Source organism: Janthinobacterium sp. SUN211 (assembly GCF_030587315.1).
Taxonomy (GTDB): domain Bacteria; phylum Pseudomonadota; class Gammaproteobacteria; order Burkholderiales; family Burkholderiaceae_D; genus Janthinobacterium; species Janthinobacterium kumbetense.
Map to the genome: position 1 here is coordinate 325,435 of NZ_JAPWIC010000006.1, position 21,095 is coordinate 346,529.

17 protein-coding genes are annotated in these 21,095 nt (G+C 63.7%); 15 read left to right on the forward strand and 2 right to left on the reverse strand.

The window, feature by feature from the left end:
* Positions 1-60 precede the first annotated feature (60 nt).
* The 9 genes from O3301_RS21295 (at position 61) to O3301_RS21335 (ending at position 10,731) form a co-directional block, all read left to right on the forward strand.
* Positions 61-570, forward strand: coding sequence for a sigma-70 family RNA polymerase sigma factor (locus O3301_RS21295; protein WP_305057428.1), 510 nt, complete (start codon positions 61-63; stop codon positions 568-570).
* Complete coding sequence (locus O3301_RS21300; RefSeq protein WP_369812217.1) at positions 567-1,559, forward strand: FecR domain-containing protein; 993 nt, start codon at positions 567-569, stop codon at positions 1,557-1,559. The genes O3301_RS21295 and O3301_RS21300 overlap by 4 nt, the downstream gene beginning before the upstream one ends.
* Positions 1,560-1,669: 110 nt before the next feature.
* Positions 1,670-3,880 carry a TonB-dependent siderophore receptor gene (locus O3301_RS21305; RefSeq protein WP_305057430.1) on the forward strand — a complete coding sequence of 737 codons (2,211 nt, stop codon included), beginning with the start codon at positions 1,670-1,672 and terminating at the stop codon, positions 3,878-3,880.
* 134 nt (positions 3,881-4,014) lie between these two features.
* Positions 4,015-4,278, forward strand: a complete 264-nt coding sequence (locus O3301_RS21310) for a hypothetical protein (protein ID WP_369812218.1) — start codon at positions 4,015-4,017, stop codon at positions 4,276-4,278.
* Positions 4,275-5,978, forward strand: coding sequence for a PepSY domain-containing protein (locus O3301_RS21315; protein WP_305057431.1), 1,704 nt, complete (start codon positions 4,275-4,277; stop codon positions 5,976-5,978). Before O3301_RS21310 ends, O3301_RS21315 begins: the two co-directional genes overlap by 4 nt.
* Positions 5,975-6,316, forward strand: coding sequence for a DUF3325 domain-containing protein (locus tag O3301_RS21320; RefSeq protein WP_289900285.1), 342 nt, complete (start codon positions 5,975-5,977; stop codon positions 6,314-6,316). Before O3301_RS21315 ends, O3301_RS21320 begins: the two co-directional genes overlap by 4 nt.
* A 103-nt stretch (positions 6,317-6,419) precedes the next feature.
* Entirely contained in the window at positions 6,420-7,607 is a 1,188-nt protein-coding gene (locus tag O3301_RS21325; RefSeq protein ID WP_289917309.1) for an efflux RND transporter periplasmic adaptor subunit, read from the forward strand.
* 5 nt (positions 7,608-7,612) lie between these two features.
* The gene (locus O3301_RS21330) at positions 7,613-9,607 is read left to right on the forward strand and encodes a MacB family efflux pump subunit (protein WP_305057432.1); all 1,995 of its coding nucleotides are present in this window, start codon (positions 7,613-7,615) and stop codon (positions 9,605-9,607) included.
* 134 nt (positions 9,608-9,741) lie between these two features.
* Complete coding sequence (locus O3301_RS21335) at positions 9,742-10,731, forward strand: ABC transporter substrate-binding protein (protein WP_369812219.1); 990 nt, start codon at positions 9,742-9,744, stop codon at positions 10,729-10,731.
* A 63-nt stretch (positions 10,732-10,794) separates the two neighbouring features.
* Here the strand turns inward: O3301_RS21335 and O3301_RS21340 are convergent, their stop codons facing one another.
* A complete protein-coding gene (locus tag O3301_RS21340; RefSeq protein ID WP_077408509.1) occupies positions 10,795-11,334 on the reverse strand; it encodes a hypothetical protein in 540 nt (179 codons plus the stop codon).
* Positions 11,335-11,660: 326 nt separating this feature from the next.
* Between O3301_RS21340 and O3301_RS21345 the strand changes: the two genes are divergently transcribed.
* From O3301_RS21345 to O3301_RS21370, 6 genes are all read left to right on the forward strand, one after another.
* Positions 11,661-12,464 (forward strand): inner membrane protein YpjD, encoded by an 804-nt coding sequence (locus O3301_RS21345; RefSeq protein ID WP_077408508.1) that lies wholly within the window; start codon positions 11,661-11,663, stop codon positions 12,462-12,464.
* The gene (locus O3301_RS21350; protein WP_077408507.1) at positions 12,461-12,721 is read left to right on the forward strand and encodes a PP0621 family protein; all 261 of its coding nucleotides are present in this window, start codon (positions 12,461-12,463) and stop codon (positions 12,719-12,721) included. Before O3301_RS21345 ends, O3301_RS21350 begins: the two co-directional genes overlap by 4 nt.
* A 120-nt stretch (positions 12,722-12,841) precedes the next feature.
* Positions 12,842-13,921 carry a sigma-54 dependent transcriptional regulator gene (locus O3301_RS21355; RefSeq protein ID WP_354670188.1) on the forward strand — a complete coding sequence of 360 codons (1,080 nt, stop codon included), beginning with the start codon at positions 12,842-12,844 and terminating at the stop codon, positions 13,919-13,921.
* Complete coding sequence (gene ampD, locus O3301_RS21360; RefSeq protein ID WP_289903502.1) at positions 13,899-14,510, forward strand: 1,6-anhydro-N-acetylmuramyl-L-alanine amidase AmpD; 612 nt, start codon at positions 13,899-13,901, stop codon at positions 14,508-14,510. Before O3301_RS21355 ends, ampD begins: the two co-directional genes overlap by 23 nt.
* Positions 14,511-14,901: 391 nt before the next feature.
* Positions 14,902-17,853 carry a ribonucleoside-diphosphate reductase subunit alpha gene (locus O3301_RS21365; RefSeq protein WP_289900290.1) on the forward strand — a complete coding sequence of 984 codons (2,952 nt, stop codon included), beginning with the start codon at positions 14,902-14,904 and terminating at the stop codon, positions 17,851-17,853.
* 118 nt (positions 17,854-17,971) lie between these two features.
* Positions 17,972-19,123 (forward strand): ribonucleotide-diphosphate reductase subunit beta, encoded by a 1,152-nt coding sequence (locus tag O3301_RS21370; protein WP_071322017.1) that lies wholly within the window; start codon positions 17,972-17,974, stop codon positions 19,121-19,123.
* Positions 19,124-19,958: 835 nt separating this feature from the next.
* Here the strand turns inward: O3301_RS21370 and O3301_RS21375 are convergent.
* Positions 19,959-20,966 carry a hypothetical protein gene (locus O3301_RS21375; protein ID WP_305057433.1) on the reverse strand — a complete coding sequence of 336 codons (1,008 nt, stop codon included), beginning with the start codon at positions 20,964-20,966 and terminating at the stop codon, positions 19,959-19,961.
* Between the last annotated feature and the right edge of the window lie 129 nt (positions 20,967-21,095).

Consider the following 21,095-nt stretch of genomic DNA (forward strand, 5'->3'; position numbering starts at 1 on the left):
AATGAGAATAATTCTTATTTACATTCTCGGGCGCCGCACGCCTGAGCGGAAAGGGATGCCATGTCGGCTGCCGATTTTGCACAGCAACAAGACCTGCACGCGCTCTACAGCAGCCATCACGGCTGGCTGCAGGGCTGGCTGCGGCATAAGCTGGGCAATGCGGGCGACGCGGCGGATCTGGCGCAAGACACTTTCATCAGCGTGCTGACGGCCGATTCCGCGCCGCAGATCCGCGAAGCGCGGCCTTTTCTGGCCACCATCGCGCGCCGCCTGGTGGCGCACCGCTACCGCCGGCAAGTGCTGGAAGACGCCTATCTGGAGGCCCTGGCCTGCCTGCCGCCCGACGTGGCGCCCGCGCCCGAGGAGCGGCTGCTGGCGCTGGTAGCCTTGCAGGAAATCGACCAGGCCCTCGACGGCTTGCCTGCGCCCGTGCGCACGGCGTTTTTGCTGGCGCAGCTGGAAGGCCTCAGCTATGCCGAGATCGCCGCGCGCCTGAACGTGTCGGCCAGCTCGGTCAAGCAATATCTGACGCGGGCCAACCGCCAGGTGTTTTTCTCCCTGCCAGCATGAGCACGGTGGCAGAACCCGCAGCCGCTGCAACCATCCGCGCAGAGGTGCAGCTGCAGGCGGCCGAGTGGCTGACGGTGCTGATGTCGGAGCAGGCCAGCAAAGCGGAACACGCCGCCTGGCAGCGCTGGCGCGGGGCCGACCCGGAACACGAACGGGCCTGGCAGCATATCGAAGCGGTGTCGCAGCGCTTCAACGGCTTGCACCGCGGCGCGGCCGCGCAGGCGCTGGCCGGTACGCAGCGACAAGCCGTCAATGGCAAGCGGCGCCAGTTGCTGGTGTGGCTGGGCGTGGCGGCCGGCGGCGGCCTGCTGGCCGCGCAGACGGGCGCGTGGGACGGCGTGCGTGCCCTGCGTGCCGACTACCGCACGGCGACGGGCGAGCGGCGCGAGGTAGTGCTGGACGATGGCAGCGTGCTCAGCCTGAATACGGGATCGGCCGTGAACGTGCGTTTCGACGCCAGCCACCGCCTGATCGAGTTGCTGGCCGGCGAGATCCTCGTCACCAGCGGTCACGGCGCCGGCAGCGACGCGCCTTTGGTGGTAGTCACGCGCGAAGGCCGGGTGCGCGCGCTGGGCACGCGCTTTGCCGTGCGCCAGCAAGATGGCTACAGCACCGTGGACGTGTTTGAAAGCGCCGTTGAAATCCGTCCCCGCGACGATATCGGCGCGCCCTTGTTGCTGGTGGCCGGGCGCGGCACGGCATTTTCCCGCCATGCGCCGGATGCGCCGCACGCCATCGATGCGCATGCGCACGCCTGGTCGCACGGGCAGCTGATCGTCGACGACGTGACCCTGGGCGATTTCCTAGCCGACCTGGCCCGCTACCGCTCCGGCGTGATTCATTGCGCGCCGGAAGTCGCCCAGCTGCGCCTGTCGGGCGTGTTCCCGCTGGCCGACACCCAGCGCATCCTGAACATGCTGCCCAACTCGCTGCCCGTGCAGGTGCGCAGCCGCACGCGGTATTGGGTCAGCGTCGAACCGGCGCCGTAGTCCCCGCAAAATATATTTGCAGCCGGACTGCCCGTTTTTCGTTTTCGCGGCACCTACAGAGTAGGGCGCCTGTTTTTTACCGTCCCATGACGCCACCATCAGGAACTTTCATGTCGCACGCTTTGCCTTTTGTCAGTTTGCCATCGTCTCACTCCGCGCTGCGCCCGCTGGCGCAAGCGGCCGCGGCCCTGTGCCTGGCCGCCAGCCTGCCGGCGCTGGCGCAGCAGGCCGCGCCTGCTATTCCTACCTCGCCCGCCACCGAGCAAACCATGCTCGGCGTATCCGTCACGGCAGGGCGCGATGCGACGACGGAAGGCAGCGGTTCCTATACGACGGGTGTGAGCAATACGGCAACCAAGCTGAACCTGTCGCTGCGCGAGACGCCGCAATCGGTCAGCGTGCTGACGCGCCAGCAGATCGATGACCTGGGCATCACGACACTGGACGACGCCGTGCAGTCGATCACGGGGTTGGTCATGCAGAAGGGCAACTTTACGGGCGATTCGGGCAGTTTCAGCGCACGTGGTTTTCCAATCGACAACATCCTGTTCGATGGCTTGCCCACCAGCCTGGGCGCGAACGGCACTTTCAATGGCGACAATGACGACCTGGCCATCTATGACCGCATCGAAGTGGTACGCGGCGCCACGGGCTTGATGACGGGCAGCGGCACGCCCAGCGCGGCCATCAACATGGTGCGCAAGCGCCCGACGGCCACGCCGCAAGCGTCGTTCTCGGCCAGCATCGGCAGCTGGAGCAACTACCGCCTGGAAGCGGATGCGGCCAACGCGCTCAACGAAGCGAAGACCCTGCGCGGGCGCATCGTCGCGACGGTGCAGGACAAGAAGGATTTTGTCGACGTGCTGCATGGCCGCAACCACCAGCTGTACGGCATCATTGAAGCCGACCTGCGCCCCGACACCACGGTGACCCTGGGCGCGCATTACCGCAAGACCGATAACGACGGCGTCACGACAGGCGTGGTGACGGCAGCCGACGGCCGCTTTTTGAATTTGCCCCGCTCGACTTACCTGGGCGCCGACTTCGACGACTGGCGCCAGACGGACAAGACTATTTTCGCCGAACTGGAACACCGCTTCGGCAACGGCTGGAAGGCCAAGCTGGCGGCCACGCGCAAGACGCCCGAGATCGACACGACGTTTTCCGGCATCAACCGCCGCGACGACACCCTGCGCTTCAATTCGCAAAGCTACCGCGCCGAACTGGCCAACACCAGCTATGACGCGTATGCCAGCGGCAGCTACAGCCTGTTCGGCCGCGAACATGAGCTGACGGTCGGCGCCAGCCACCGCCGCTCGTCGAAAAACAGCTATGGCGGCTGGGCGTCGTACAGCAGGCAAGAGCGCGCGCCGGTGATCGATCCTTTCAACTGGGATGCGGGCAGCGTGGCGCGCCCCGTCATCGATTACGCGCAGTGGGGCACGGCCAGCATCACCGAGCAAAGCGGCGTGTATGCGGGCACGCGCATGCGCCTGGCCGATCCGCTGTCGCTGGTGCTGGGCGGGCGCGTGAGCTGGTACAAGGACGACGCCGGCTACTCGGTGGCGCGCGAATTCACGCCCTACGCCGGCGTCGTGTATGACCTCGACAAGCAGCATTCCGTGTACGCCAGCTGGACCGAGATATTTCAGCCGCAGGCGTCCACGGACGCCAATGCGCAGCCCTTGAAGCCGGTCAGCGGCACCAACTATGAAGCGGGCGTGAAGGGCGAGTACTTCGGCGGCGCCCTCAATGCCAGCGCGGCCGTGTTCCAGATCCGCCAGCAAAACCGCGGCGTGGACGACCTGGCAGGCCCGAATCCTTGCCCCGGCAGCACCTGGGGCTATTGCCAGCGCGCGTCGGGCGAAGTGCGCAGCGAAGGCGTGGAGCTGGACGTGGCGGGTGCGCTGACACCCGACTGGCAGCTGTCGGCCGGTTTTACCTATGTCAAGGCGCAATTTACGCGCGACAGCGATCCGGCCAATATCGGCAAGGATTTCAACAGCCGCTATCCGCGCCAGCAGCTCAAGCTGGCCACCAGCTACCGCCTCTCCGGCGCGGCGCAGGGCTGGCGCGTCGGCGCCTCGGTGTACGGGCAGGGCGCGACGGAATCGGCGGACGGCGAGGCCCGCCTGCGCCAGGGCCGCTACGCGATCCTCGGCTTGAACGCGGCCTGGCAGATCGACAGCCGCGCCGAGCTGCGCCTGAACGTCAACAATGCGCTCGACAAGCACTATTACCAGAGCATTTATTCCGATGTCTTCGGCAACCTGGTGGGGGCGCCGCGCAACCTGATGCTGACCTTGAACTACAAGCTGTAAATAATCACTTTTGAACGACCTATCTTGATGAAGGATGCATGGCTTATGGATGTGCAGTTGAATCTGGCCCACGCCAGCAATGGCGTGAACCCGCGTATGGCACGGGGGGCGCCGCGATGATGAAATCGGCCCACATGATGTTGTTCTCGCGCGTGCTCGCCGCCATCTTTGGCGGCTATGCGCTCACGTCCGGCGTGGCTGTGCTGCTGTCGGCCGTGCTGCCGCTGTCGCGCGCCGAAGCCGTGCTGACGGCGACCCTGAGCGCCTTCGTCGTCTACACTTGCGCCGTGATCTGGGTCTTTGCCGTGCAAGACCTGCGCCGCGCCTGGCTCGGCATGCTGCTGCCGGCTATCGTCTGCGGCGGCATCGGCATGCTGCTGTCGCGAGGTGCCGCATGAACGCCGTCAAGGCAGGCAAAGTGGTGAAGACGCCGCAGCAGGGCGGCTTGCGCCAGGCCATGGCATGGCTGCACACGTGGAGCGGCCTGTGGATTTCCTGGCTGCTGTTCGCCATATTCCTGACCGGTTCCCTGGCCGTCTTCGACGACCCGATCGGCCACTGGATGACGCCCGAGCACGCTTTGGCCGAGGCGGCGCACGCGAACGATCCGCCGCTGCCGAAAGTCACGGACCGCGCGCACCGCCTGGAGCTGGCGCTCGACTTCATGGGGAAGGAACACCCGAAGGCGGACATGTGGGAAATCTGGCCCGTGCAGCGCCCCGGCCACGGCCTGTCCGCATACTGGTTCCAGCCCAGCGGCGGCTATGGCTCGGCGGACCTCGATCCGCTGACGGGCGCCGTCATCGAGCCTGCGCGCGAGGCAACGGAACGGGAAACCATCGGCGGCCACCATTTCGTCGATTTCCACTACGAGCTGCACGCGGGCCGCATCGGCGTGTGGATCGTTGCCATCACCACCATGATCATGCTGGTGGCGCTGGTGAGCGGCGTCATCACGCACAAGCGCATCTTCAAGGATTTCTTCACCTTCCGCCCGGCCAAGGGCCAGCGCTCGTGGCTCGACGCGCACAACGCGGTGGCCGTGCTGACGTTGCCGTTCCAGTTCATGATCGCCTACACGGGCCTGGCATTCTTCAGCGACGACTATGTACCGGCCCCCGTGGCGGCGCAATACGGCATGGACAATCCCAAGAAAGCCTTCCTGGCCGACTGGAACGATGCGGGCAAGCCTGCGCGGTCGGGCCAGCCGCTGGCCATTCCCGCGCTGGAATCGTTCGCGCTGCGCGCCGAACAGGCCATCGGCCAGGAAATCCGCGCCGTGGTGCTGGACAATCCGAACGATGCCTCCATGCGCGTGTGCATGTACGGCTGGAATGAGGACACGGAACTGCTCACGCGCCTCAGCGCCAATTCGGGCAGGGCCTGTTATGCGCTGGCCACGGGCGAACAGGTCGCCGTGCGCCTGCCGGGCAAGTCGGACACGGGCGGCGCCGGCCTGACGCGTTCCGTCATGTCGAACCTGCACATGGTCGGCTTCGGCGGCACGCCCATGCGCTGGCTGTACTTCTTCTGCGGCCTGGCCGGCACGGCCATGATGGGCACGGGCGCCATTTTATTTATGGTCAAGCGCCGCCAGAAGTCCGGCGGCGAGTTCGGCGCCTACACGCAGCGCGTGTACCGCGTCATTGCATGCCTGAACGTGGCGGCCATCGCCGGCCTGGCGATCGCCTGCGTGGGCTTCCTGTGGGCCAACCGCTTGATTCCCGTCGGCCTCGAGCAGCGTGCCGGCTGGGAAGTGCGCGCCTTCTTTGGCGTCTGGTTCCTGATGCTGGTGCACGCCTGCCTGCGCGCGGAAAAACGCGCGTGGATCGAGCAATTGGGCTTGCTGGCGGCCCTGTGCCTGCTGCTGCCCGTATTGAATGTCCTGAGCACGGGCGACAACCTGGCCGCGCAGATTGCGCGCGGCGACTGGGAAAGCGCCGGCGTGGAACTGGGCAGCATGGCCTTCGGCCTGCTGGCCGCCTGGGGTGCGTGGAAAGTCCACAAGCGCAAGGAAAAGCCAGTGAAAAGGGCTGCCGTCAGGGAAAGCGCTGCACCCTCGGCCAGCCTGCAAGTCAATACGGAGGGACAGTCATGATCAATACCATCCTGTGCGCGCTGGGCCTGTCGTATGCGGGCATGGCCAGCCTGTCCCTGGCGATGGACCGCCACCATGGCCAGGTCTGGGGCCGGGACGCGGCGCCGAACGTGCGGCGCGCGCTGCAACTGGCCGGCGCTCTGTTGCTGGCGCTGGCCATCTGGCCTTGCGTGGCCGGCTGGAGCGCCACCGTCGGCGTGGTCGCCTGGCTCGGATTCATCGGGGTGGGCGCGCTGCTGGTGGCCCTGCTGCTGCCGTATGCCCCCCGCTTGCTGTTTCGTAGTTCCCTGCTGGCAGCCGTCGCCGCGCTGGCAGGTCTTGTGACGTTCCTGCGGTGATGTTCACCGCCATTTTCAAGGATAGACCGATGTACTTTTCACGCCTGGCGACACCGTTTGACGTTTGTAATTTCGTTTTGACTGCATCCAAGGCGGCAGCCTGATGGCGGCCCGCCTGCCTTCCCGCCGTGCCCGTATCCTGGGCGGCGTGGTCTTGCTGGCGCTGTTCGGCGCCGGCGCATTGTGGGTCACGCGCGGCCCGGCAACCGTGTTCGACACGGCCCCCGTCAAGCGCGGCAATATCGAAGCCAGCGTCACGGCCATCGGCACCCTGCAGCCGCAAACCTATGTCGACGTGGGCGCGCAGGTGTCGGGCCAGATCACGCGCCTGCACGTGCAGCCGGGCAGCGCCGTGGAAAAAGGCCAGTTGCTGGCCGAAATCGACCCCAGCGTGCAGCAAGCCACGGTCGATGCGGGCCGCGCTGCCCTGGCGGGCTTGCGCGCGCAGCTGGCCGACCAGCAGGCGCAGCACCGCCTGGCGGGCCAGCAGCACGTGCGGCAGAAACAGATGGCCAAGTTCGATTCCACGCCGCTGGCCGACCTGGAAACGGCCGAAGCCACGCTGGCCTCGGCCGGCGCCAAGATCGACCACCTGAAGGCGCAGATCGACCAGACCCAGGCCAGCCTGAAGGCGGACGAGGCGCGCCTCGGCTATACGCGCATCTATGCGCCCATGGCGGGCAAGGTGGTGGGCCTGGACGCGAAGGAAGGACAAACCCTGAACGCCACCTACCAGACGCCGAACATCCTGCGCATCGCCGACCTGTCGGCCATGACCGTGTGGACGGAAGTGTCGGAAGCGGACGTGCGCCGCGTGCGTCCGGACATGCCCGTGTATTTCACCACCCTGGGCGGCGACCAGCGGCGCTGGAGCGGCAAGGTGCGGCAAGTGCTGCCGGCCCCGCCCGTACCCGGTGGTTCCGCCGCCGGCACGGCCCTGGCGCCGTCGACCAGCAAGGTGATCTTGTATACAGTGCTGTTCGACGTGGATAACGCGGACGGCGAGCTGATGCCGCAGATGACGGCGCAAGTGGTGTTTGTCACGGCCGCGGCGAACAATGTGCTGGCCGTGCCCTTGCCGGCCCTGAAACCATCGAAGGAAGAGGGAGCCAAGCCGGGGCAGTTTACGGCCCGCGTGATGGATGCGGACGGCAAGGTCGATACGCGCACCGTCACCGTGGGCGTGCGCAACCGCCTCAGTGCGGAAGTGCTGCAAGGCTTGCGCGAAGGCGAATTGCTGGTCACGGGCGAGCAGCCGGCCGGCAGCGGCAGCAGCAGGTTCCAGCTGTGAGCGCCATGAGCGAGGCCAGGTCGCTGGGGCAGCCAGGGGAACCTGGCCAGCCGGTTCCCCTGATTGAACTGCAGGGCATCCGCAAGCGCTACGGTGGCCATGACGGCGCGCCGGCCGTGGAAGTGCTGCGCGGCCTGACCTTGTCGATCGGTGCCGGCGAATTCGTCGCCATCGTCGGCGCGTCCGGTTCCGGCAAATCGACCCTGATGCATTTGCTGGGATGCCTGGACCGGCCCAGCGACGGCACCTACCGCTTCGCCGGCCAGGACGTGGCCAGCCTGAATCCCGATGAACTGGCGTGGCTGCGGCGCGAAGCGTTCGGCTTCGTCTTCCAGGGCTATCACTTGATCGCCACCGAATCGGCGCGCGAAAACGTGGAAGTGCCGGCCCTGTACGCGGGCATGCCGGCAGCCGCCCGCCACGCCCGCTCGGAAGCGCTGCTCAAGCGCCTGGGCCTCGGCGAGCGGCTCGATCACCGGCCAAACCAGTTGTCCGGCGGGCAGCAGCAGCGCGTGTCGATCGCCCGCGCCCTGATGAACGGGGGGCGCATCATCCTCGCCGATGAACCGACGGGGGCGCTCGACAGCAGCAGCGGCGCCGAAGTCATGGCCCTGCTGGGCGAATTGGCCGACGCGGGCCACACCATCATCCTGATTACGCATGACCGCAAGGTGGCGGCCCAGGCGCGCCGCGTGATCGAGATCAGCGATGGCGAAATCGTCGAAGATTCGGGCGCCGTTGCCATTCCGTCCACGTCGACGGCCCTGCCGCCGCTGGACATGTCGCGCGCCGCCCACGATACGGGCGCGTCGCTGGGCACGGAATTGCTCGACGCGGCGCGCGCCGCCTGGCGCGTGCTGTGGATCAACCGCTTCCGCACGGGCCTGACCCTGCTCGGCATCGTCATCGGCGTCGCTTCCGTGATCGTCATGCTGGCCATCGGCCTGGGCACGCGCCAGCAGGTGATGGCGCAGCTGGGCGCGTTCGGCTCGAATCTGCTGTACATGGCATCGCGCGGCGAAAGCTCGCGCATCCCCGGGCGCAGCATCACCCTGGCCGACCTCGATGCGCTCAAGGACGTGCCGGGCATCACCCACGTGCTGCCGAATGTCACGGGCAACAAGGTGATACGCCATGGTAACCTCGATGTGCAGACCTATGTGCGGGGCACGGGGCCGGCCCTGCCGCAGATCCAGACCTGGCCGGTGGCCAAGGGCGGCTTCTTTACCGAGGAGGACGAGCGCGAGATGGCCACCGTGGCTGTGCTGGGCGCGCACCTGGCGGAAAAGCTGATGCCCGACGTGGCCAATCCCGTGGGGCAGAGCATCCTGATCGGCAATGTGCCGTTCCAGGTGATCGGCGTGATGAGTGCGAAGGGCGCGCTGACGGGCGAAAAGGATGAAGACGACGTGCTGCTGCTGCCGTTTTCCACGGCCGGCATCCGCGTCTTCGGCCAGCGCGAGCCGACGTACACGGTGATGGCGGTGGCCGACGTCAAGCGCGTGACGGAGGTGGAGGCGGCGGTCGACGCCACCATGTTCGAGCGCCACCGCATCCGCGACTACGGCATCAGCAACGCGGCCGCGTCGATTGCCGCCGAAGCGAAGACGCAGGACAACATGACCGTGATGCTCAGCCTGATCGCCGCAGTCTCCCTGGTGGTGGGCGGCATCGGCGTCATGAACGTGATGCTGATGACGGTGCGCGAGCGCACGCGCGAAATCGGTATCCGCATGGCGACGGGCGCGCGCCGGCGCGACATCCTGCGCCAGTTCCTCACCGAAGCCGTGCTGGTGTCGGTGGTGGGCGGCGTGGCCGGCATCGTGGTCGGCGTGACGGTGGCCGGCTTGCTGCTGGTATGGGACGTGCCGGTGATCTTTTCGCTGAGCGCCGTCGGCGGCGCCTTTGCCTGCGCCGTGGTGACGGGGCTGGTGTTTGGCTTCATGCCGGCGCGCAAGGCGTCGGGGCTCGATCCGGTGGTGGCGCTGGCGGGGCAGTAGTGACAATGCCGGCAGCGTGGCTGCCGGCAAAAAAAATGTTGCCCTGGCTCCAACACACGGTACTATCTCCTCATAATAAAAGCGCCGTGTTTTATGCCCTTGCGGGCACACACCAACCACCACAGGAGAACCCGATGCAGAAAAAATCAACTTTGAAGACTGGTATTGCCGCCGCCCTCATGCTGGCCTTCGGCATGGGCGCTGGCCAGGCTCAGGCGCAGGAAGTCGTGCGCCTGGGCAATTTGAAGTTCGCCCATTACGGCGCCGTGTCGTACATCAAGGAAATCGCGCCCAAGTGCGGCATCAAGGTCGAAGAGCATGTCTTCGCCAAGGGCCTCGACGTGATGCAGGCGATTATCGCGGGCGAGTTGGACGTGGGGGCGACGGCCTCCGAAGCGGCCATTTCCGGCCGTGCCGGCGGCGCACCCATCTATGTGGTGGCAGGCTTTGCCAAGGGCGGCGCGCGCCTGGTGGCGGGCGCCGGGCAAAAGATCGCCAGCGTCAAGGAACTCAAGGGCAAGCGCGTGGGCGTGACGCGCGGCGGCATCCAGGAAGTGCTGCTGTTGGCCGAGCTGGCGCAGGCGGGCCTGACGTATTCCGAAACCAAGGGCAAGGATGTGCAACTGGTGTTCCTGGCTTACGCCGACTTGAACCAGGCGCTGATGGGCAAGAATATCGACGCCATGATGCAGTCGGAGCCGCAATCGTCGCAGGCGATCAACAAGGGTTTCGGCACCGAAGTCATCAAACCGTACGACACGCCGATCGGCGAACCCGTGCGCACCATGGTGATGACGGAAAAGTTTTACAAGGAACGCCGTCCCGTGGCGGAAAAATTCATGCGCCGCTTCGTCGAAGCCACCAAGACCTTTATCGACAACAAGGCGACGGCGGAAAAGTATGTGCGCGAAGTGGTGTTCCGTGGCCAGATCACGAAGGATGACTTCGACGATGCGATCAGCAATTCGCCGTATTCGTATGACATCTCGCCCGAACACATCCAGATCACGACGGACGTGATGGTAAAAACGGGCGTGGGCCGCATGACGAAGCCGCCCGTGGCCAAGGACTGGGTCAAGACGGACTTGCTGGAGCAGGCGAAAAAGAGCCTGAATGTGAAGTAAATCAGGAAACCATGAAAAAAACCTCCGCGCCAGTGCTGGTGCGGAGCTTGTGGCGGGGTGGCCTTAGCGGGCGTTAAAACCCATCCAGCCTTTCTCCGTCTGGCGGAAGCTCAGCGTGTAGATGCGGGTCAGCTCGTCGCCTTTCTTGAGCTGGCGGCTGATGATGGCGCCGTAATTGTCTTGCACGATCTGGTCCGACCATTGCATCAGGTTCTCGAAACGTTCGGCCGTCATCGCCGCCTGACGCGCCAGCAGCGGCGCGGGGATCGCCTTCTTTTCCTGCTGCTGCGCCCAGAATTCGCGGAAAACCTTGTTTTCACCGCCCATGCCGCGCGCCATCAGGCCCAGGCCCATGGTCATGCCCACGGAGCCATCCGTCTTCGCCTCTGTTTCGAGCCTGTCGGCCACGTCGGCCAGCAATTCCAGGTAGCCCACCTTGGCGCGCAGCACGGCTGAGCCCTTGATTTCGTACTGTTCGTTCTCTTTCCAGCCATTCAGCTTTTCCAGCGTCGCGATGTCGAAGTACTGTTTGTACAGGTCATAGCTTTGGATGGACGTGCGGAAGTATTCCTCGTACGTGGATTGGGAAGGTGCATCTTTCATGCAGCCGCCTAATATAGTACAGGCGGCCAGCAAGAGACAGGTCCAGGACAATTTTAGAAAAGACATGGCGAGGGGCGGTGGCGTCAGGGTGGATAAATATTGCTTTGTGGACATAATTATAGGACTGGCTAATCAGGATGGCAACATACCCGCAGCGCGGCGACAGTGTGCCGCAGGAAAGATTGCCGAAATCTTGAGGGTGCGTCACCCCGTCATGCCTCAGGCGCGATATCATGACAGGCTTGCGGCATTGGATGGCGGCGTCGTGCCTGTCACCCGGGCTGTCGCCTGAATCGCGCTTGTCGGCTATGGTGTAAACTTAAACTATGCAGATCTATTTCTTTTTCATCGCCGCCCTGTTGTATGCGGTGTGTGCGGTGCTTCCCTCGTCCCGTGCCCGGCTCATTGCCGGCCTGACCGGCGTCGCCTGGCTGGCGCACGCCGCCACCCTGTGGTTCGACCTGATGGCGCCGGGCACCTTGCGCTTCGGTTTTTCCGCCATGCTGTCGGCCGCGCTGTGGGTCTCGGTAGGCGCCTACTGGATAGAAAACCGCAATTTCAGCCTGGACGGACTGCGCCGCATGGTCATGCCCAGCGCCGTCCTCGCCATTGGCCTGGCCTGGGCCTTCCCCGGCAGCCAGGTCAGCATGGAAGGCAAGTCGGCCGTCTTCGGCTGGCATATTGCCGTGGCCGTGCTCGCCTACAGCACCTTGACGATTGCCGCCTTTCACGCCGTGCTGATGGCGCTGCAGGAGTCGCGTTTGCACACGCGCAGCGAAAGCCGCGGCTTCATCGGCAGCGCGCTGGACCAGCTGCCAGCCCTGCTGACGATGGAAAAGTTGCTGTTCCGCATGATCGGCCTGGGGTTTATTTTGCTCAGCCTAACCGTGCTGTCGGGCATTGTGTTTTCCGAGCAATTGTTTGGCAAGGCGCTCAACTGGGATCACAAATCCGTGTTTACCATGCTGTCGTGGCTGCTGTTTGCCTCGCTGCTGGCAGGCCGCCGCTTCCGCGGCTGGCGCGGCAAGACGGCCCTGAGTTTTACCCTGGCCGGTTTCGCCACCTTGCTGCTGGCCTATGTCGGCAGCCGTTTTGTACTGGAAGTGGTTTTACACCGAGGATTCGCATGACACGTGTTTTATTCTGGCTGGCGCTGGTGTTCCTGGTGCTGTTCGCTATCCGCAGCAAGATCCGTGGCATGCAGCAGCGGGCCCGCGCGCAACAGCAGCAGCGGCCGAATCCGTTTACGCCGCCGGTGCGGCCGCAGGAGTTGCCGGATGCCGAACTGATGCTGTGCTGCGCCCATTGCGGCGTGTACTACCCGGCCTCGGAAAACGTGCAGGCCAAGGGCCACGACTACTGCAGCCACGCGCACGCCACGTTGTAAGGGGCGGTCCGCAGGCGCGCGTGCGTTGCTCATCCGTATCGTAACGTCCTCCGGCATCCGTCCGGCGTAGCATCTGCAGCAGGCGGTTCGTCGCCGCCATTGCAGAAAGGCGCGCTCACCATGTCCCGTCCCAGCCCCCGTTCCATCCCGCCGACCGCCGACGGCAGGCCGCCGGCGCCGCAACTGAGCGGCAACTCGCTGCCCATGCAGGCGCTGCGCGCGCAGATCGGCCGCATCGCCCGCTGCGGCGCGCCGGTGGCCATCCGCGGCGAATCGGGCACGGGCAAGGAACTGGCGGCGCGCGCCATCCATGCGCAGGGCGCGCGCGCCAGTTTTCCGTTTATCGCCGTCAACTGCGGCGCCATTCCCGAAGCGCTGATGGAAGCGGAATTCTTCGGCTGCCGCCCGGGCGCCTATACGGGCGCGCTGCACGAGCGCCAGGGCTTGTTCCAGGCGGCCCACGGCGGCAGCTTGCTGCTCGACGAAGTCGACGATCTGCCGCTGGCCATGCAGGTGAAACTGTTGCGCGTGCTGCAAGAGCACCGCGTGCGCAAGCTGGGCGGCAGTACTGACGAAGCCGTCGACGTGCGCATCCTGTGCGCCAGCCAGCATGGCCTGACGCGCGGCGTGGCGGCCGGGACGTTTCGCCAGGACCTGTTTTACCGCCTGAATGTGATCGAGCTGGCGCTGCCGCCGCTGCGCGAACGGCGCGGCGATCTGCAGGTATTATGTGAGGTGATCCTCGCACGCCTGTCGCCGCACCGGTCCGTGAGCCTGGCGCCGCCGGTGCTGGCGGCCCTGGCCGCATATGCGTTTCCCGGCAATGTGCGCGAACTGGAAAACGTACTGGAACGGGCGCTGGCCTTTGCCGATGGCGGCGTGATCGCGCTTGACGGTCTGGCCTTGCCCTCCGCGGCGGGCAACGTGCCCTTGCGGGTGGCGTCGGCCATGCCGGCTGTGTCGGAGCGGCAACAGTGTCTGCCCGGCATGGCGGCGTATGGCGTGGCCAAGGTCTTGCCGCTGGACGTGTATTTGCGCCAGGCCGAGCGCGACATGATCATGCTGGCGCTGGTGCAGGCGCGCTACCACCGCGCACGGGCGGCGCGCCAGCTGGGCCTGAGCGTGCGCCAGTTGCGTTACCGCATGCAGAAATTGACGATACAGGAAGCCCTACTTGATGAGCGCATGGACGATAGATGAAGATGGCTGGTGCGACGGCGCGCTGCGCTATGACTCGCCGTACTGGGATGCGCGCCCGGACGGTGCGCAAGTCGATTTGCTGGTGATCCATAACATCAGTTTGCCGGGTGGCCGCTTTGGCGGGCCGCATGTGTCGGACTTGTTTACGGGCCGGGTAGATTATAATGCCGATCCTTCTTTCGCCGACCTGCGTGGCTTGCAGGTGTCGGCGCACTTTTTTGTGCGGCGCGATGGTGCGTTGTTGCAATATGTTTCTGCTGATCAACGTGCCTGGCATGCGGGCGCGTCCGCCTTCGAAGGGCGCCCGCAGTGCAATGGCTATTCCATCGGTATCGAAATGGAAGGCGCGGACGATGTGCCGTTCCAGCGGCGGCAATATCATGTGCTGGCGGCGCTGACGGCGGCGCTGGTGGCGCGCTACGGGCTGTCCCAGGTGCGCGGCCACGAGCATATCGCGCCGGGCAGGAAGACGGATCCGGGGCCGTTTTTTGACTGGCATTTTTATCAAGAATGCTGGCTGGAAACCCTTAACGGACAAGCTGCGTTAGCGCTTACTTCGCGGGGATTGGGCTTCCCAGCCATGCCCTGAAAAGTCAACCGAAATCGTATATGAAAATACAAAAAATTACGCCGACGGATGCCGGAAAACTATTGCATCGCCCTTCGATGGGTACTACAATTAGTGCAGAAGTTGGATGTAAAGACTATATGTAGTGCCATCACAGACGTTTTCAGAATTATTGTCAAAGCTACCCGGATTGCTGATAAAGCACTGGAACTGGCGGTTTATCACCCTTGATCGTGTTTTGCGCCAGCCGGGCAGTGCGGTGTGGCGAGATGGATACTGAGCTGTTTTATGCACTATTAATTTACTATTTAGCAACAAATACCTGAAGAAACCCTGACCATCGGGCGTTCTATTCAACAACACACGCGGCAGCAAAACTGCAGGCTGACTTTAGCTGACAACGGGAGCTTCAATGCAATCACCACAAGATATTTCCATCCATCCAACGCCAGTATCGCCAGCGCCAGGCGCGGCCAACAGCGTGGCGAGCACGGGCGCGGCATTGGGCGACTATCGCATCATCCGCCGCAACGGCGCGGTGGTGGCATTTGAGCCTTCGAAGATCGCCATCGCCATGACCAAGGCGTTTTTGGCCGTTAACGGCGGCCAGGGCGCAGCCTCGGCACGCATCCGCGAACTGGTGGAACAATTGACCGACGGCGTGGTCGCTGCGCTGGTGCGCCGCCACCCGGGCGGCGGCACCTTCCATATCGAAGACGTGCAAGACCAGGTGGAACTGTCGCTGATGCGTTCGGGCGAGCACGACGTGGCGCGTGCCTACGTGCTGTACCGCGCCAAACACATGGAAGAGCGCCGCCTGCAGAAGGAAGCGCAAGGCGCGTCCGCGCAAGTTTCCGCACCACAACTGAACGTGACCGACAACGGCGTGCGCCGCCTGCTGGACATGCAGGAAGTACGCGACCTGATCAATGCCGCCTGCGCCGGCCTGGAAAAGCACGTCGATGCCGACGCCATCCTGGCTGAAACGGTGAAAAACCTGTATGACGGCGTGCCGGTGGAAGAACTGCACAAGTCGGCCATCCTGGCAGCGCGCGCGCTGATGGAAAAAGACCCGGCCTACAGCCAGGTCACGGCCCGCATCCTGCTGCACACGGTGCGCAAGGAAGTGTTCGGCAAGGAAGTGCCACAAGCGGCCGCTGCCGCCGAATACCTGACGTATTTCCCGCAATACATCGCCAAGGGCATCGCCGCCGAGCTGCTGAACCCGGTACTCGCCAGCTTCGACCTGGAACGCCTGGCCAAAGCTATCGTGGCCGATCGCGACTTGCAATTCGGCTACATCGGCCTGCAAACCCTGTATGACCGCTACTTCCTGCACATCCAGGACGTGCGCATCGAAATGCCGCAGGCGTTCTACATGCGCGTGGCCATGGGCCTGGCGCTGAACGAGGCGGACCGCGAAGCGCGCGCCATCGAGTTCTACAGCCTGCTGTCCTCGTTCGACTTCATGAGCTCGACCCCGACCCTGTTCAACTCGGGCACCCTGCGCTCGCAGCTGTCGTCGTGCTACCTGAGCACCGTCTCGGATGACCTGGAAGGCATCTACGACGCCATCAAGGACAACGCGCTGCTGGCCAAGTTCGCCGGCGGCCTGGGTAACGACTGGACGCCAGTGCGCGCCCTGGGCGCCCACATCAAGGGCACCAACGGCAAGTCGCAAGGCGTGGTGCCGTTCCTGAAAGTGGTGAATGACACGGCCGTGGCAGTCAACCAGGGCGGCAAGCGCAAGGGCGCCGTCTGCGCCTACCTGGAAACCTGGCACATGGATATCGAGGAATTCCTCGACCTGCGCAAGAACACGGGCGACGACCGCCGCCGCACGCACGACATGAACACGGCGAACTGGATTCCCGACATGTTCATGAAGCGCGTCATGGAAAAAGGCGAATGGACCCTGTTCTCGCCGTCGGACACGCCAGATCTGCACGACAAGGTCGGCAAGGCTTTTGAACAGGCTTACGTGGGCTATGAAGCCAAGGCCGCCGCTGGCGAAATCCGCGTCTTCAAGAAGATCGCCGCGCTGGACCTGTGGCGCAAGATGCTGTCGATGCTGTTTGAAACGGGCCACCCATGGATCACGTTCAAGGACCCTTGCAACATCCGCAGCCCGCAGTCGCACGTTGGCGTCGTCCACAGCTCGAACCTGTGCACGGAAATCACCCTGAACACCAGCAGCGATGAAATCGCCGTCTGCAACCTTGGTTCCGTGAACATGCCGGCGCACATGAAGGAAGGCAAGCTCGATCACGTCAAGCTGGCCAAGACCGTGCGCACCGCCATGCGCATGCTCGACAACGTCATCGACATCAATTACTACGCCGTCGACAAGGCGCGCAATTCGAACATGCGCCACCGTCCGGTCGGCATGGGCGTGATGGGCTTCCAGGACTGCCTGCACATGATGCGCATCCCGTTCGCCTCGGACGCCGCCGTGTCGTTTGCCGACACCTCGATGGAAGCCGTCTGCTACTACGCCTACCTGGCGTCGACGGAACTGGCCGAAGAGCGCGGCCGCTATGAATCGTATGCCGGTTCGCTGTGGGACCGCGGCATCCTGCCACAGGACTCGGTCAAGCTGCTGGCTGAAGAGCGCGGCGGCTATCTGGAAGTCGATTCCTCGTCGGCCATGGACTGGACACCGGTGCGCGAACGCATCGCCAAGTTCGGCATGCGCAACTCGAACTGCGTGGCGATCGCCCCGACGGCGACGATTTCGAACATCATCGGCGTCTCGGCCTGTATCGAGCCGACGTTCCAGAACCTGTACGTGAAATCGAACCTGTCGGGCGAATTCACCGAGATCAACGGCTACCTGGTGCGCGACCTGAAGGCGCGCGACCTGTGGGATGAAGTCATGATCTCCGACCTGAAGTACTTCGACGGCTCGCTGGTGAAGATCGACCGCATCCCGCAAGACCTGCGCGATATCTACGCTACCGCCTTTGAAGTGTCGCCAAGCTGGCTGGTGGAAGCGGCTTCGCGTCGCCAGAAGTGGATCGACCAGGCCCAGTCGCTGAACATCTACATGGCTGGCGCATCGGGCAAGAAACTGGACGAGACCTACAAGCTGGCATGGCTGCGTGGCCTGAAAACCACCTACTACCTGCGTACCATCGCCGCTACCCACATGGAGAAATCGACCTCCAAGACGGGCGCCCTGAACGCCGTGGCAGTCGATGGCGGCATGTCGGCCAGCGCGCAGAGCGCCCAGGCGGCGGTCGTGGCGGCAGCAGCAGTGGCCGTGGCGCCGGTAGTGGCAGCGGCAGCGGACGACGCCGATGGCGAAGCCTGCTACCTGCGTCCGGGTGACGATGGCTTTGAGGAATGCGAAGCCTGCCAGTAAAATTTTAGTTGTCAGCCCGGCACGGTCGGGCTGATTCAATGTTGTCAATGTCCGCATTGTCCGATACAACGGGCCTGTTGCGGATCGCCGGCTCGCCGGCATGGAAAGGAAGAAGAATATGTCGTTGTCATGGGATGATGAAACCACGTCGGCAGCTGCGCCGCGTCCGGCGCAGCAAGCGCCACTGGGTAATACCGAATTGAACCTGCCGGCCGGTGCCGAGCCGTCCGAAGCGAACGCCGAGCAAGTCGCGCGCCGCGTGAATGCCGACGACAAGCGCATCATCAACGGCAAGACGGACGTCAACCAGCTGGTGCCGTTCAAGTACAAGTGGGCGTGGGACAAATACCTGGCCGGCTGCGCCAACCACTGGATGCCGCAGGAAGTGAACATGCAGCGCGATATCGAGCTGTGGAAAAACCCGAACGGCCTGACGGACGACGAGCGCCGCCTGGTCAAGCGCAACCTGGGCTTCTTCGTGACGGCCGACTCGCTGGCCGCCAACAACATCGTGCTGGGTACCTACCGCCACATCACGGCGCCGGAATGCCGCCAGTACCTGCTGCGCCAGGCGTTCGAGGAAGCGATCCACACGCACGCCTACCAGTACATCGTCGAATCCCTGGGCCTGGACGAAGGCGAGATCTTCAACGCCTACAACGAAGTCAAGTCGATCCGCGACAAGGATGAATTCCTGATTCCGTTCATCAACACCCTGACCGACCCGGCGTTTGTCACCGGCACGGTGGAAAATGACCAGAAGCTGCTCAAATCCCTGATCGTCTTTGCCTGCCTGATGGAAGGCCTGTTCTTCTACGTCGGCTTCACGCAGATCCTGGCGCTGGGCCGCCAGAACAAGATGATGGGCGCGGCCGAGCAGTACCAGTACATCCTGCGCGACGAATCGATGCACTGCAATTTCGGCATCGACTTGATCAACACGATCAAGATGGAAAACCCGCAGTTGTGGACGGCCGCCTTCCGCGAAGAGATCAAGGACCTGTTCATGAAAGCCGTCGAACTGGAATACGCGTACGCGGAAGACACCATGCCGCGCGGCGTGCTGGGTCTGAACGCGCCGATGTTCAAGGGCTACCTGCGCTTCATCGCCAACCGCCGCGCGCAGCAGATCGGCATCGAGCCACTGTTCGCCCAGGAAGAAAATCCGTTCCCGTGGATGAGCGAAATGATCGACATGAAGAAGGAACGTAACTTCTTCGAAACGCGCGTGACCGAGTACCAAACCGGTGGTGCGCTGAACTGGGAGTAACCCTTTTTCAGTCAACGCCCAAAAGCGCCGTCATCGAGACGGCGCTTTTTTTTCGCCTGCATGGCGGCGGAAAAATGCGTGCCTCATCGCGTCATGCGATGAGGTTTGCACTAGGATTTTCGGCTGCCGCGAATGGCCGCATCGCGGGCCCCAAAAATCATTTCCGGAGACGCTGGCGGCGGCATTTGCCGCGCGATTGTGCGATAGCACGCGTAACGTGCAAAAAAGCGGGCGAAAACGTGTCGTGCCGGTTGCGCATTGACAAGGTTTTCGTGTACTTTATGAGATTGCAAATGCGAGCGTTAGAATGCGGGGTTTTTTAACCAGCGCGGTAGCGAAAAAACCTCGCAAAACAGGGATACAGATTTACACGGATATGCACAAAACCACACCGTTTTCGTCTGCCGCCGTGCCCGAATTTTTTCAGGCATGGCGGTTTTTTATTTGACGGATGGGTGTTGTGGCGAGCGCGATGCGAGGAGCGAAAAAACGCACGGCATCGAAAACGAATGACCGAATTCAGACTTTGCCACCAGCTGCGAGATAAAGCAGGGTGGCACCGACGATGGCTGAAGTGCTGCAAACGTGAGGAGTTGCAGCAGTTCAGCTGGTGCCGAATTCATTAGCGCAAACGACCGTTTGTGCCGATGAATAATTCGCCTGGCCTATCCCTGTGGTGGGTCGGACGGGTTTAAATCTTGTAGCTTAAATTTCTCATCTCAGATGAAGGAGAGACAAATGGCAACAGCCGCTAAGAAATCAGAAGTAAAGAAACCAGCCGCCAAGGCTGCTCCTGCCGCGAAGAAGCCGGCAGCCGCAGCGAAGACGGTTGCCGCTAAACCAGCTGCCAAAGCCGCAGCAAAACCAGCCGCCAAACCAGTCGCCAAAGCCGCAGCCAAGCCTGCAGCAAAAGTGGCTGCCAAGCCAGTAGCGAAAGCCGCAGCGAAACCAGCGGCCAAGGCAGCAGCAAAACCGGCCGCCAAGCCGGCAGCGAAACCTGCAGCCAAGGCAGCAGCCAAGCCAGTCGCGAAAAAAGCCGCAGCCAAACCGGCCGCCAAGCCAGCAGCAAAAGCCGCAGCAAAACCAGCGGCCAAGGCAGCAGCCAAGCCAGCGGTGAAAAAAGCTGCAGCGAAACCTGTAGCCAAGGCAGCAGCCAAGCCAGCAGCGAAAAAAGTCGTCGCCAAGGCAGCAGCCAAGCCGGCCGCCAAAGCCGCAGCGAAACCTGCAGCAAAAGCAGCAGCCAAGCCAGCGGCAAAAGCAGCAGCGAAGCCAGCAGCAAAAGCAGCAGCCAAGCCAGCAGTGAAAAAAGCGGCAGCGAAACCTGCAGCCAAGGCAGCAGCGAAACCGGCCGCCAAGGCGGCAGCCAAGCCAGCAGCGAAAAAAGTCGTCGCCAAGGCAGCAGCCAAGCCGGCCGCCAAAGCCGCAGCCAAGCCAGCGGCCAAAGCAGCAGCCAAGCCAGCAGCCAAGGCAGTAGCGAAGCCAGCAGCAAAAGCTGCAGCCAAGCCAGCGGCCAAGGTAGCAGCGAAGCCAGCAGCGAAAGCGGCAGCCAAGCCAGCGGCCAAGGTGGCAGCGAAGCCAGCAGCCAAGGTAGCAGCCAAGCCAGCAGCGAAAGTCGCAGCCAAGCCGGCAGCCAAAGCAGCAGCGAAACCTGCCGCCAAGGTCGCAGCAAAACCTGCAGCCAAGCCAGCAGCCAAGGTAGCAGCGAAGCCAGCAGCAAAAGCTGCAGCCAAGCCAGTCGCCAAGCCGGCAGCGAAAGCCGCAGCGAAACCTGCCGCCAAGCCAGCTGCAGCGCCAGTCGTGGCAGCCGCACCAGCCGCAGCGCCGGCAGCAGCTCCAGCGGCACCAGCCGCCGTGGCAGCCAAGCCAGCAGCCAAGAAGGCCGCGCCTAAAAAGGCCGCACCGAAGAAGGCAGCTCCTGTCGCCAAGCCATCGGCGCCTATCGCACCTGTAGCAAAAACCGTGTTGGCACCGG

Excerpts from the sequence above, each read along its gene's own strand:
- O3301_RS21300 (WP_369812217.1), top strand. The coding sequence starts at position 567 with ATGAGCACGGTGGCAGAACCCGCAGCCGCTGCAACCATCCGCGCAGAG.
- O3301_RS21365 (WP_289900290.1), top strand. The coding sequence starts at position 14,902 with ATGCAATCACCACAAGATATTTCCATCCATCCAACGCCAGTATCGCCA.
- O3301_RS21345 (WP_077408508.1), top strand. The coding sequence starts at position 11,661 with ATGCAGATCTATTTCTTTTTCATCGCCGCCCTGTTGTATGCGGTGTGT.
- O3301_RS21340 (WP_077408509.1), bottom strand. The coding sequence starts at position 11,334 with ATGAAAGATGCACCTTCCCAATCCACGTACGAGGAATACTTCCGCACG.
- ampD (WP_289903502.1), top strand. The coding sequence starts at position 13,899 with ATGAGCGCATGGACGATAGATGAAGATGGCTGGTGCGACGGCGCGCTG.
- O3301_RS21350 (WP_077408507.1), top strand. The coding sequence starts at position 12,461 with ATGACACGTGTTTTATTCTGGCTGGCGCTGGTGTTCCTGGTGCTGTTC.
- O3301_RS21295 (WP_305057428.1), top strand. The coding sequence starts at position 61 with ATGTCGGCTGCCGATTTTGCACAGCAACAAGACCTGCACGCGCTCTAC.
- O3301_RS21320 (WP_289900285.1), top strand. The coding sequence starts at position 5,975 with ATGATCAATACCATCCTGTGCGCGCTGGGCCTGTCGTATGCGGGCATG.
- O3301_RS21325 (WP_289917309.1), top strand. The coding sequence starts at position 6,420 with ATGGCGGCCCGCCTGCCTTCCCGCCGTGCCCGTATCCTGGGCGGCGTG.
- O3301_RS21355 (WP_354670188.1), top strand. The coding sequence starts at position 12,842 with ATGTCCCGTCCCAGCCCCCGTTCCATCCCGCCGACCGCCGACGGCAGG.
- O3301_RS21335 (WP_369812219.1), top strand. The coding sequence starts at position 9,742 with ATGCAGAAAAAATCAACTTTGAAGACTGGTATTGCCGCCGCCCTCATG.
- O3301_RS21315 (WP_305057431.1), top strand. The coding sequence starts at position 4,275 with ATGAACGCCGTCAAGGCAGGCAAAGTGGTGAAGACGCCGCAGCAGGGC.
- O3301_RS21305 (WP_305057430.1), top strand. The coding sequence starts at position 1,670 with ATGTCGCACGCTTTGCCTTTTGTCAGTTTGCCATCGTCTCACTCCGCG.
- O3301_RS21310 (WP_369812218.1), top strand. The coding sequence starts at position 4,015 with ATGATGTTGTTCTCGCGCGTGCTCGCCGCCATCTTTGGCGGCTATGCG.
- O3301_RS21330 (WP_305057432.1), top strand. The coding sequence starts at position 7,613 with ATGAGCGAGGCCAGGTCGCTGGGGCAGCCAGGGGAACCTGGCCAGCCG.
- O3301_RS21370 (WP_071322017.1), top strand. The coding sequence starts at position 17,972 with ATGTCGTTGTCATGGGATGATGAAACCACGTCGGCAGCTGCGCCGCGT.